Source organism: Wolbachia endosymbiont (group B) of Parapoynx stratiotata, assembly GCF_947250635.1.
In the GTDB taxonomy this organism is placed as follows: Bacteria; Pseudomonadota; Alphaproteobacteria; order Rickettsiales; family Anaplasmataceae; genus Wolbachia.
Map to the genome: position 1 here is coordinate 631,247 of NZ_OX366335.1, position 12,709 is coordinate 643,955.

Annotated in this window: 12 protein-coding genes; 1 reads left to right on the plus strand and 11 read right to left on the minus strand. The window is 33.7% G+C overall.

What is annotated here, in order from left to right; all coding sequences use genetic code 11:
* Positions 1 to 218 precede the first annotated feature (218 nt).
* The 10 genes from OOT12_RS02795 to OOT12_RS02840 all read right to left on the minus strand — a co-directional run bounded on the left by OOT12_RS02795 (position 219) and on the right by OOT12_RS02840 (position 9,271).
* The gene (locus OOT12_RS02795) at positions 219 to 497 is read right to left on the minus strand and encodes a hypothetical protein (protein WP_264376287.1); all 279 of its coding nucleotides are present in this window, start codon (positions 495 to 497) and stop codon (positions 219 to 221) included.
* A 112-nt stretch (positions 498 to 609) separates the two neighbouring features.
* Positions 610 to 993, minus strand: a complete 384-nt coding sequence (locus tag OOT12_RS02800; RefSeq protein ID WP_264685374.1) for an ankyrin repeat domain-containing protein — start codon at positions 991 to 993, stop codon at positions 610 to 612.
* 68 nt (positions 994 to 1,061) lie between these two features.
* Positions 1,062 to 1,820 carry a phosphate ABC transporter ATP-binding protein PstB gene (pstB, locus tag OOT12_RS02805; protein WP_010401422.1) on the minus strand — a complete coding sequence of 253 codons (759 nt, stop codon included), beginning with the start codon at positions 1,818 to 1,820 and terminating at the stop codon, positions 1,062 to 1,064.
* Positions 1,817 to 2,611 carry a 4-hydroxy-tetrahydrodipicolinate reductase gene (gene dapB / locus OOT12_RS02810; protein WP_264374698.1) on the minus strand — a complete coding sequence of 265 codons (795 nt, stop codon included), beginning with the start codon at positions 2,609 to 2,611 and terminating at the stop codon, positions 1,817 to 1,819. The genes pstB and dapB overlap by 4 nt, the downstream gene beginning before the upstream one ends.
* 409 nt (positions 2,612 to 3,020) lie before the next feature.
* Entirely contained in the window at positions 3,021 to 3,218 is a 198-nt protein-coding gene (locus OOT12_RS02815) for a hypothetical protein (protein WP_149168885.1), read from the minus strand.
* 141 nt (positions 3,219 to 3,359) lie between these two features.
* Positions 3,360 to 4,601 carry a hypothetical protein gene (locus tag OOT12_RS02820; protein WP_264374699.1) on the minus strand — a complete coding sequence of 414 codons (1,242 nt, stop codon included), beginning with the start codon at positions 4,599 to 4,601 and terminating at the stop codon, positions 3,360 to 3,362.
* 131 nt (positions 4,602 to 4,732) lie between these two features.
* Positions 4,733 to 5,323: a hypothetical protein gene (locus OOT12_RS02825; protein WP_264374700.1), complete on the minus strand. Its 591-nt coding sequence runs from the start codon at positions 5,321 to 5,323 to the stop codon at positions 4,733 to 4,735.
* A 74-nt stretch (positions 5,324 to 5,397) separates the two neighbouring features.
* Positions 5,398 to 6,561: a phage major capsid protein gene (locus OOT12_RS02830; RefSeq protein ID WP_264376345.1), complete on the minus strand. Its 1,164-nt coding sequence runs from the start codon at positions 6,559 to 6,561 to the stop codon at positions 5,398 to 5,400.
* An 819-nt stretch (positions 6,562 to 7,380) separates the two neighbouring features.
* Positions 7,381 to 8,061 carry an orotidine-5'-phosphate decarboxylase gene (pyrF, locus tag OOT12_RS02835; protein ID WP_012481735.1) on the minus strand — a complete coding sequence of 227 codons (681 nt, stop codon included), beginning with the start codon at positions 8,059 to 8,061 and terminating at the stop codon, positions 7,381 to 7,383.
* Between the two features lie 43 nt (positions 8,062 to 8,104).
* On the minus strand, positions 8,105 to 9,271 hold the full coding sequence (locus OOT12_RS02840; RefSeq protein WP_405197549.1) for a hypothetical protein: 1,167 nt from the start codon (positions 9,269 to 9,271) through the stop codon (positions 8,105 to 8,107).
* Between the two features lie 266 nt (positions 9,272 to 9,537).
* On the opposite strand from OOT12_RS02840, the gene OOT12_RS02845 reads away from it, so the two are divergent.
* Positions 9,538 to 10,770, plus strand: a complete 1,233-nt coding sequence (locus tag OOT12_RS02845) for an IS256 family transposase (protein WP_096097236.1) — start codon at positions 9,538 to 9,540, stop codon at positions 10,768 to 10,770.
* On the opposite strand, the gene OOT12_RS02850 is transcribed toward OOT12_RS02845, so the two are convergent.
* Positions 10,711 to 12,498 carry a hypothetical protein gene (locus tag OOT12_RS02850; RefSeq protein ID WP_406721074.1) on the minus strand — a complete coding sequence of 596 codons (1,788 nt, stop codon included), beginning with the start codon at positions 12,496 to 12,498 and terminating at the stop codon, positions 10,711 to 10,713. The genes OOT12_RS02845 and OOT12_RS02850 overlap by 60 nt on opposite strands.
* Positions 12,499 to 12,709 lie beyond the last annotated feature (211 nt).

Here is a 12,709-nt window from a genome sequence, read left to right on the forward strand (position 1 = left end):
TTCATACTCCTGTCATCCTAGTAGCTGACACTGGGATCCAGAAAAATTTACAAGTAAACTGAGCTTATGCTAAATTCAATGAGATTAAATGAAAACCAGCATCAAGTGCTGGAATTACACCTTACCTGAACAGATAAATCACTTAGCATGTTCGAAATCAACCTGAGAGAAATTTACATCTTTAAGAACTGTATTTGCTCTATACAGACAACCACATCCTATTGCAAAAAAAGCAACGAAGTTGCAGCAAACGGAACTGGGTTATAAACTGTGAAACATAGACCAACAGCAAGTACTCCAGATAACAAAAAAGCACAAGCATAATTAGTTTGTTTCCTTTTTTGAGCGACTGCTTCTATCTTTAGGAATTCTGGTTCTATTGCTTTCTTGACATGTCCTGCAATACAATTTCTTGGACTTTTGTTTTCATAGTTTTTAATATTAGGTTTGATATTTGGATGTGTAAGTAATATTTCTATCATGTTTACATTTCCCAACTTGCAAGCAATGTGTAGAGCTGTATTTTTTTCCTTCTTGCCGGTCTTAATTTCCTCCTCTGCACGAGCATAATTTTGAGGTATAAATCCTTCATTAACAGGTTGTAAATTGTCAAGGTATACACAACCCCTTTATATCCTTATCTACTACTTCTCTCCCCTCAAATTCGTAAACTGGATAACCATCATGTTCCTTTGGTTTTCTCTTAATAACAGCTTGCTTGCTTTTAATATTTACATCAATTTTTTTATGCTCTACAAGCAACTTAGCCATAAGCTCTAAATATTGATGTTCCTCGTTATTACTAGTAACAAAAGCTGAAGCAATGCACATCAAAGGTGTCATCCCATCCTCAAAAGCGTTAACATTCGCTCCTTCTTTCAATGCTTGTTGAAAATGATTCCAAGCTTCCTCAGGTGTTATTCTTTCACCACTAGCATTTTGAAATTCAATAGCTTTAAACAACTTTTTTGTTGCTTCACTTGTACTAAACATTTTAACCCCCTATCACAACAAACTTGATAAAATTATACATAGAAAAAATTAAAATATCAACTATTAAGCTAATGATCCAGAATATACTCCTTCGTTAAGGGAGATTGAGCATTTTCAAATATTTCTTGAGTACTTCCGAATTCAACAATCTTGCCATTGCAAAAGAAAACTATGCTGTCAGATAATTTTTTAGCTTGCTTCATCGAATGAGTTACCATAATTATGGTGAACCTCAATTTCAATTCTTGTATAAGATTTTCGATTGCATTGGTTGCCATTGGATCAAGAGCAGAGCATGGTTCATCCATTAATAAAATAGTTGGCTTTACTGCAATTGCACGAGCAATGCATAATCTTTGTTGCTGGCCACCAGATAAATTTAGTGCACTATCTTGCAATCTATCTTTCAACTCTTCCCATAAACCAACCTTAGTTAAACTACTTTCTACTATTTCATCTAATTTTTGCTTATTTTTCACCATGCCATGCAATTTAGGTCCATAAGCAACATTATCATATATTGACTTTGGAAAAGGATTGGGTTTTTGAAATACCATACCAACTTTTGCTCTGAGCAATACAACATCCATATCACGTGAATATATATTACCCAGCCCATCGATTACCAGTTCACCAGTCGCTCTACATCCAGGTACGTAATCATTCATACGATTAAAACAACGCAAAAATGTCGATTTACCGCACCCAGAAGGTCCGATAAAAGTTGTGACTTTCTTTTTGCAAATATTCAAATTTATATCGAATAAAACTTGTTTAGAGCCATACCAAAGATTTAAATTTTTAACGAAAGCGTATTTATCGCTCATACTAAATCCTGCATTGAATAAAGTCCTGGTATTTCCTGTTTATTCTCGCACAACCATATTGCTGCTTGAACCGCCCCTCTAGCAAACGTTGTACGATCAATTGCCTTGTGATTTAATTCTACTCGTTCATCGGAATTGACAAACATAACACTGTGATCTCCTATTACTCCACCTCCACGAGATACTGCAAAGCCTATTCCTCCTTTCCCTCTTATATTTGAATTATTATGTGAATATTGATTGAGCTCAAAATCCACTTTTGCAGCGTTAGCAACTGCTTTACCAAACTCTATAGCTGTTCCAGATGGTGAATCCTTTTTTAAATTGTGATGCATTTCCCAAATTTCAACGTCATACTCATTACCTAAAAGCTTGGCAGCTTCTTTTACCAATTTCAGCAACACATTAACTCCAACACTCATATTTGCTGACCATAATATTGGAACTTTAGCAGCATATTCTTTTAAATTTAGACCTTCTATTCCAGTTGTGCCACTAACTAGCGGTTTTTTAAATTTCACGGCCGCCTTAAGGCATTCTAGCATACATTCTTTAGTTGTAAAATCTATTACAACATCGGACGATTCAAATACCTCATTAATGGAACTTGTAACTTTGATTCCTAAATTGCAATTATTGCCTACAATAGGCCCAATATCTAAGCCTATATACTCACTGCCCAAGCGAGCAACAGCACCTGCTATTTCCACTTTGGTATTCGTAATTAATTCATTGAGTATTTTCTTACCCATTCTGCCTAAGCAGCCTATTACTCCAACTTTGATTTTCATAAAGCTTTTTCCACTATGTTAGGCTTTTTTTGAAGCTTTGTCATCTTTATAAGCTTAGCATATTTAGCCTTACACTGATAAAACTATAGCTATACATCGATGAATCTATTGAAAATTGATACGAAAAATTGTAATTAGTCAATTTTCTCCTATGGAAAACGTATAAAGAAAAAAAGAGCACCAAAGGAGGTGCTCTTTTGTGAAGGATTTGTTTACTAATTAATAATAACCGCTTCCTACTTTGCTCGGATTAGAGACACAATGTCTTTCTGTTGCTAGTGCTCGAGTTGTTGAACTTGGTTATGTAACTTCTGCATCATAAAACTCCTCTGATTCAGTAGTCACTTCCTCAGAGTAAGATCAGATAAATCTTCTCTAAACTTAGAAAGAGATGCAGTAAAAGCATTTATTAACTCTTGTTTTTTTCTTCAATAGTAGTTTTACCTGAAGATTGTCCTTGCTGTGATATGCTTTGTTTCGCAACACTTGTTTCACTTTTTTTACCACCAAACAGCCGCTTACAGCCTGATGAAATTTTTCTTGCAATCCATGAAATTCCTATGTGATCAGCAATCCACTTAAAAAAGTTTTTTATTTTTTTAAACATATTTTACTCCTTAAATTAATAATTTATATTATTATATACAAAGCATAATCTGTCAACTTTTCCTATAGAGAACGTATAAAGAAAAAAAGAGCACCAAAGGAGGTGCTCTTTTGTGAAGGGTTTGTTTTAACAATAACCGTTTCAATCTACACTTGGATTAGTGACATAATGTCTCTCTGTTGATGGTACTCCAATTGTTGGACTTGGTTGTGTAACTTCTTCATCATAAAACTCCTCTGATTCAGTAGTCACTTCCTTATTGTTAACCATTTGTTGTGCCGTAGTAGTAGGTATTTTCACTCCAAATGGTTCATTAGATATACTATCTACTTTAATCTCTGTTACATCATCTTTCAATCCTAACATTTCTTTCACATGCTCAATATTGTCTTGAACTAATATTTTATCGTCATCGATATAATTACCATCTCTATTCTTCTTTATTATTGATTTTACAGATATATCATAACAATAATAGATAGAATCACCAACACCAGTAATGCGATATTCTTCTTTATCACATCTTAGATATATAAGAAGATTAAAAAGGGGTTCTACCTTGTTTTGACTACCTTGATAATCCTGAACTTCTATACTCTTTTCTAAATTTAACCATAAGCAATTATCTTCAAGTTCAATATAACCTACTCCTTTAGGCTCATTAGCAACAAGTTCTGGAAGATTAGGTGTTGTAATTTCAAATGGCTTTTTGGACATTCTAGTTATTTCAGCAAGATTTTTGTTCTCATCCAAGCCTACTTTATACATCATTTCTAATGGGTCTTTTGAAATAGTTCCCTTGTCATGCTGTTTCTTCACTGAAGTTATGGATACAGATTTCTTTCCATCATCTACATCTTGACATGAACTATAAGGGCCAGTAATACAAAACTTGTTACTTTCACACTCTACAAATATACGAAATTCTCCAGGTATAACTTTACCATTTTTGTCTTCATTTTTACATTTTTCTTCAAGAAGTTTATAATTCTCGTTTGTTATAACAAATAGTAATTTTTTATCGATAAATTCAAAATAACTCCCTGGCTTTGTGCTTTGTTGAATAACATTAGGTTTATTAGGATTTACGTGCCTTCTTGGTTGTTCTGATTTTTCTGGAAAATTTTCTGCTGGCTCGACGTTTGTACCTGTTTTAGATACAGGTTCTTCAGTCTCATTTTGCATAGGGGTGCTAACAATTGGAATTGTATTACTTTTATTTTTATTCTCACCTGAAGGTCTTTCTGGTGATGTATTTTCTTGAGTAGTATTTTTTTTACTACTCAACAGCCAATTCCAACCTGATGAAATTTTTCTTGCAATCCATGAAATTCCTGTACGATCAGCAATCCACTTAAAAAATTTTTTTATACTTTCCCACATACTTTACTCCTTAAATTAATAATTTAATTATTACATATAAAATTTAACTTGTCAATTTTCTCTTATGGAGAAAACTTATAAAGAAAAAAGAGCACCAAAGGAGGTGCTCTTTTGTGAAGAAAAGATACTCTTTAGAAAGTTGGTATAATAAGTTTTGACTTCATAAGTTGTTCTTTAGATGGATTATTTATGAACTTACTAGGTTCTTCTGAGCTTAGTACCTTGCTATCACTTGCAGGCACTTTAGATGTAGAACTTGCAACTTCAGGTTTCTGAGATATTTGATCTATAGTACCAACTGTACGCTTACTATTTAAACCCAACATCTTTTTCATTCCTTCTAATTCACAAGACGAAGTTTTACCATCATCTACCGAGTCCACTATAAAGGATACCGAATTATCGTTCGTGGCAACAGGTTGGCTGTAAGCAATTTTGAATATAGCTTTGTCATATTTGACATATACACAATATTTTGATGGATCTTCACAATTAATATTTCTCCAATCCATAATTCCTGGTATATTCTTTTTGTTTGTATGCAGTACTAACTGCTTATTACCATTTTCTTTAATAACACCCCAATGATTAGATTCACCCTTCACTAGTTCAATTACACTATTTTTTTGCGGTTTACTAGACCACAAGTTTTTAATGCTGTTCCAGACTGATGCAATTCTTCCTGCAATCGACTGAAAAAAGTTTTTTATTTTTTTTAACATATTTTACTCCTTAAGTTAATAATAATTTAATTATTATATAAAAAGTATAATATGTCAATTATTTCATAAAAATTTTAGTACTTGCTTGCAATTTTCAACAATTTAATAGCGCTGGTGTTGACAACTTCCCCGCCAACACGCTTAGTAACAAAAAATCTAACATAAGGTTTGTTTGTATAAGGGTCTCTAAGTATTCTCATTCCTCTGTTATCTACGATCTTATAAGCTTGTTTGAAATCCGCTACTGCAATCATTGTAGGTGGCATATCAGCAGATTGATATACCGGTATTCCCATCAAAGTATCTGGTGTTTCAAGCGATAAACTCGGCTGCCAAAGATACTGACCTGTTTCAGATTTTAGTAGCCTCACGTCCTTTAACGTACTCCTGTTCATCAAAAATGATGCATTTTTAGAGTAATGTTCATTTAGAGAGTAGTACAATATCATTATGGCGTCGCTGTCTAGCTTATCAGCTTTAATTTGCTCTATCTTATTATGACCATTTCCATTTTCGTAAGCTAAAATTCCTTTAGGTTGAAAAGTGCCATCACCTTTAATGAAGGCTTCATTCTCCTTCTTACTGAAAGTTTCGGCAACCTTTTCTACAAGCCAATTTTCAACATTGACAAATGCATCATCGAGCAATTTTTGTGATATTTGCGGCTGAGCATAGAGCTCGTAAGTTGTGATGGAAATCTTTTGAATTTTAGGTGTACTTGTGTCTTTTGCAAAATCATACTTGGATTTATAGCCACCATCTTCATCTTCTACTGTTTCACCACTCCAACCTGCACCAGCACGGTCACAATCTTCTATAATATAATCCAGCGTTTCAGTAGAGATTCTTTGATTGGAACATATTTGCCGCATTGGAGATGAATCAGCTATACGCTTGTTTATCCGTTTTACAATGTGAGGAGTAACTAAATACCCTCCAATATCATTGTCATCTCCACTTAGGGTTTTGTGTGATAACCTACTTTCCATTCCTTTGCGAATATAATCAGAAAAATATTTATCACCTGTATTAAAATCTGTGCTAATCTCTGGGCGTTGAGCTGAAGTTTCAATAAAATCTAAGCGCTCTTTGCAATTATCAATATTACTATTTATCTTGCATATCTGCTCAGGTCCTTTGCTTTCGATTTCTTTTAGTTTGCGATCATTTATTAATTTAAATTGCTCCCATGATGAAGCGAGTTCATTAACACGGTGAGCGATATCAGTAAGTGACATAATAGCCTCCTTTAAAAATAAAATTAGAATAGTATTGTAGTTTGAAGGTAATCTTTATCAGTAATCTCAGTACCTTTTTGTTGTCATGCAAACTGCATTCAGAAAAAAGACCGGTGAATGGCAGCTTAGTATAACTCAAACGCTTGTTTACAATATGGATCCCAGTGCTGGGATGGCGCCCTTATGGTAAACAATGTTCATACAACTGTATACGTATAATGCTCGTACCTGCCATTCACCGGTCTTTTTTCTGGATTCTAGCATTGGCTTCATGGTAGATACAAATGAACGTAAGCTGCTTGGTAACGAGAGAAAAATGATAATGATTACTTGTTGAAGTAAAAAAAGCAGTGTAGTATTACACCACGCTAAGTATTATACTTAATTGTCAGTACTATACAGCATCCATTTTTTTGTGTCAAGCACTTTTTTTCACTGAGTATCTATTCAGGAGAATGTGCAAATAAAGTACGTAGCCGTACAAATTTGCCAAAACAATAAATGGTATCCTGTGCTGGGATCCATTTTTCTATCATCACCAGAAACGTTGATTACTTTTATACCTGTAAATTTAACTGGATCCCAGTGTCAGGGCACTGGGATGACAGAAGAAAAAGGCCTGTATCGGCTACTTCGATGACACTCACAGCCCTGTCATTCCAGCGCGTGACGCTGGAATCCAGAAAAAAAAGAAAAATGGTCAAGCACTGGGATGACACCCATTTAGTTATCTTTTCTCGTCTACCTTGTTTTGCCACCCTGCTGAACGGATACATACCGTTTGTTGCTTTTACTCTATGCTACCTTATCTGCCCTGCTTCAATCAGTAAGGGATTTCAATATTAACTCTGCACTACTTGCGGGATTGCTACTCTCTGTAATGGGTCTGCCAATTACGATATAATCAGCTCCTGAATTTATTGCTTCTTTTGGTGTTGCTGTCCTTTTTTGATCATCATGACCTCGATTCATACGGATTCCTGGAGTAATAATTTTAAAGTCTTTACCACATTCTTGGCGCACTTCTTGAGCTTCTAGTGCAGAGCAAACTACTCCATGTAGTCCAATCTTTTTTGCAAGCTTTGCTAGCAAAATTACCTGTGATTTTGCTTCCCTTGCTACTCCGAGTTCACTCAGATCTTCATTGCCCATACTAGTTAGTACTGTTACTCCAATTAGCTTTATTTTCTTTCCTTGCACTATACTTAGTGCTTCTTTAAGCATTTTTGTTCCACCACTGATATGCAATGTTAGCATTTCAACATCTAGAGCTTTTATTGCTTCAACTGTTCTAGCTACAGTGTTTGGAATATCATACAATTTTAGATCTAAAAAAATTGGTACATTGCATTTTGCAACTTCTCTCACTCCAGAAGGACCATGTGCAGCAAAAAATTCTAACCCAAGTTTTACCATGCCAACCTTATCACGCAGACCATTAGCCCAAGATATGGCTTCATTCAAATCTTGTGTATCCAGTGCGCATATTATTGGGTTCATTATCTTGTATAATTTTTTTTATAATAAGAGTAATTGTTGCATTTTACAATCCATATTCAGGGATTGGTCCACTTGCAATGCTTTGTACAGACACTGAACACGATAATCTGGTCGGAGTGGGTGAACGACTGGCATATCCAAGATCTTCCTGTAAAGAATCAGACGTTTCCTCCGATGTTTTGGAACCTTTCATTGGCTTGAATTGCACAAGCTGCCCTAATATAAATTTTATTTTCTGAGTCTCCCCTAATATTATTTTTTTGCTATAATCTTTAATTGTTTCATTTTCTCTTATCGATTCTTCTATCTTATCTATCACATATTGAAGTTGTTTTATTTGACTGTCTCGCTCTAAAAGTGAATTTCTTAAATTTTTCACTTCGTTATTACAATCTTGTCTTATTCTGTCTAACTCAAAAGATTGATTTTTAATTAAACCGTCTGCTTTATCTAGCTCTTCAAATTTCCTTTTTAACTCTTGAGATAAGTTTTTATTTTTCTGATCAATTTCTTTAAATTTACATTGTAATTCATCTAATTTCACACAAAGTTCTTCTTTTCTTTTATGTAATTCTTCTTTTTTCATATACAGTATATGTTTCTCTTTACGTAATTTGTCTATTTCCTTAGATAACTCCTCTTTTTCTTTAGATAATTTCTCTACTTCCTTATATAATTCCTCATATTTATCATTGTCTATTTTTCTTTTCAATTCGATTATAAGTTTTTTCCTCTCAGTTAGATTAGCTTCTTTTTCCTGTAACTGTTTACACAAATATGAGATTTTATGGAGTAGTTCTTTTTCTTGTGCAGCAAGCTCATCTTTCTCCTTCGTTACTTTTTCTAATTCGTCTGTTATTCCAATTATATGGATCATTTTTGCTTCTAATTTCTCCTCCAAAGATTTTTTTTCTTTAAGAAAAGATTTCCTCTCAGTTTCTATTTTTTGACCAAATTTTCTTTCTTCCTCGTATAAATTGTGCTTTTCTTGAGTCAACTCACGCTCTTTGTGAGCAAATTCCTTTCCCACTTTCCTAGTGTCAATAATTATTTTATACAAAATCATAAAAGCCAAAACAGATAATACAGCTAAAGCGAGAATTAAAGAACTAGGTACATTAATAAGCGCTAAAGATGTAAGTAACGTGAGAGTAGCCAGAGAACTAGCTATAAAATAAAATGTATTATATTTATTAAGTAAATTGCTCATCACCTATACACAAAACTGCAGCAGTCTTGTATATATATTGATTAAAATTGTCTTACCTGTAGAGGAGAACACTTATCACAATTTTACCAGTGATAAACTTTAGTTGATATTCTAACTAAACTCAAAATGCAAGGTGGCATCAGACAGGAGTAGAACATCTAGGAGTAGAACATCTACTAGAATATCCAAAATCTTCGGGAACGTTCAAAAAAGTGTGTCAAACCGAAAAAAAAGTAATAAATTGATATAAAAAATGGAGGTTTGATATGGGTCAAGCAAATAGAACTACTGGTTTGGTAGATTATAAAGAATTAGAAACAAATATCCTGTCATCTATACGAGAAGGAAGACCATTGACAGGAAGAGATGGAGCATTAACACCGTTTATAAAAAGGTTGCTAGAGGCAAGTCTGGAAGGTGAAATAGAAAGCCACATGTCAGCTAAAAGTGAAGAAAATAACCGAAGAAATGGAAGGAATGCAAAAACTTTACGTACAAGTTCAGGCTCATTTGAACTATTAACACCAAGAGACAGAGAAGGAAGCTTTGAACCGCAAATAGTCAAAAAAAGGCAAACAAGCCTACATCCAGAACTTGAAGCAAAGGTCTTAAGCACATATGCCAGTGGCATGGGATACAGAGATATAGCTTCACATGTTGAGGAAATATATGACCACAAAATATCAGCAGCAGAGATATCCAGTATTACTGATAAACTGCTACCAGTAATCAATGAATGGCGCAGCCGCCCACTGCAATCAGTGTATCCAATAGTGTTTATGGATGGCATGTTCTTTAAGGTCAAGGAGGACGGACATTGTATAAGTAAATGCATGTATAATATATTGGGCATAAATCAAAATGGCAGAAAAGAAGTATTAGGTTTTTATTTGGCTGAAAGTGAAGGAGCTAACTTCTGGTTGGGAGTTCTAAATGACCTAAAAGAGCGAGGAGTAGAAGATATTCTAATTGCCTGCATTGATGGGCTAAAAAGCTTTCCTGCGGCTATAAATAGTGTGTTTCCTAAGGCAGAAGTACAGCTATGTATAGTGCATCAGATAAGGAATTCACTGAAATATGTATCTAGCAAAGATGTAAAAGTTTTCATGAATGATTTGAAAAAAATATATCGTGCTTCAAGTAAAGAGATCGCTGAGAATTATCTGCTTGAGCTGGAAGAAAAATGGGGAGAGAAGTATCCTTTAGTTATAAAATCCTGGCAGAACAATTGGGAAAACTTATCCAGTTATTTTAAGTATTCTGGGCAAGTTAGGAAGCTGATTTACACCACCAATCCAATTGAGGGGTTGCATAGACAAATCAGGAAATTTACTAAAACTAAGGGTTCATTTACTAGTACAAATGCCTTGTACAAACAGGTATATTGTGCTATAAAAAAGGTAGAGCAAAAGTGGATTATGGCTCTCCCTAATTGGGCTTTAACTATGTCTCAACTTGATATTTTCTTTCCAGATAGATTGAAAATTGAGTTGAACTAAAAATGCGGCTTGACACACTTTTTTGAACGTTCCCAAATCTTCTGAATATGAAGCTTCATCCAGCTCTTTATTTGGTAGTGCTGATAAATCTCCATTACTTATATCTGAAGGAGGAAGGCTATCATTAGTTTGTACAGATATTTCTTCAATTACTCCTTTTATTTCTTGATCACTGACTCCAACATTCTTGATTAATTCCTCCAATCTATTCAAAATCTCTAATACAGTTTCCTGCGATATAATCACTTTATCTCCTTCTCTTACATTCTCTTTGAACAAATATATCATGTTTTTTGCCAAATCTTGTGCTAAGCTCACACGATTCTGATGAACTAATGAAGATTGATCATTCAAATCTGAAATTTCTTCTTTTATAGAATGCTTCTCAAATAGTAACTCTTTGTACTTTTCATGTTGAATTTGACTTTCTTCCTCCAGATTGATGCTATAATTTTCCAACTCTTCACTGTTTTTTCTTTCTTTATTAAGAATTTTTTCTAACTCTTTAATCCTACTGAAATATTTAGTTTCTTTCTCTTCCGATTGCTTACTTAGTTCTTCTAAATCTACAGTTAGTTTAATCACTTCTTGAGTTTTTTCATTTAACTTTTCTTGTAATCGTCTTTTTTCTTCTTCTGAATTACATAATCTAGATTCTAAACTAAAAACTTCCCCCTTTTCTTCTTCCAACAGCACCTCTAACTCTGCTATTTTTTTCTTTTTTTCTTCTAAGTATATTTCCAATTCTGTTATTTTTTGACTTTCTAATTCGTGTGATTGACTTTCTAATCTCTGGATTTCACCATACTTACCATCCAACTCTTTTTGAGTATCATTCAATTTTTGTTTTAATCTTTTATTTTCATTCACTGCTACAGCCACACTGTACTCTAATTGCCTTATTTGATCCTTTAGTCTTTGTACTTCAACATCTAGACCTTCAGCAAATTCTTCTAAATCTTGCTTTTCTTGCACTAATTCAGCTTTTTCTTTACTTAACTTTTGTATCTCTTTTTGCGCTTTCCTTAACTTCTCCTCTAACTTTTCCTTCTCTACTTTTCTCCTTTCAAATTCACTCTCTACCGAATCACTTAGCTGCTTGAGTTTTTGTGTTACTTCAGCCAAAACTTCATCTTTTTCCCTTACCTTTCCATTTAATTCCTCCACCTCTCTCATTTTTTGCTGTAATTGTTCTAATATAGTTTGATTATTTCCAGTTAATCTTGTATTTTCTTTTTCCAATTTATTAATTCTTTCGTTTAAGCTGTCATCTACAACTTGTGCAATTTTGTCTTGCATTTTAGTACTACCTATTTGAGCTTCTTTGATGCCACGCTCAATTTCTTGAGTTGTTTGAATGTTAATATTTCTATTACTATTTTCTATCACAATCTCAGATGATTTATGATTGCCTTTCTCCTTATTTCTAAATTTTATTTGATACAAGAATAAGTTACCTATTTTTACATCTTTATTTGCTTTCAATTGATCATCAGTAACACGATTACGCTCGATAAGTTCTATACCATTAGCATCAATATTAATTATAATAGTGCACTTTTTTCCGTCCTCATCACACCAATTCAGAGTCATTTCGTATGCACCATCAGTTACAACATAGTGCCTTATTCCTTCTTCAGAAACAAAACCGTGCATTCCATTTTTTCCATTGCTATGCAGAGTTGAAAATCCTGAAATTCCATTATCTTGACAGAAATTACTATTCAAAAACTCACTGACTTTGAATTTGTTTTTATTAGCTCCCAATTTAACTTCTGCACAACTACCATATATGTTAAAAACAAGTCTTTATAAGTATTAAGAAGTAGTAATATAAAGATGTATAGAGAAGAGGAACCGTCATAGATCTTGGTCATAAGGGACCGTATTGGAGCAAGGTTCTCTTCTCTGTTTATATACTGAATAGTTCCGAACAACT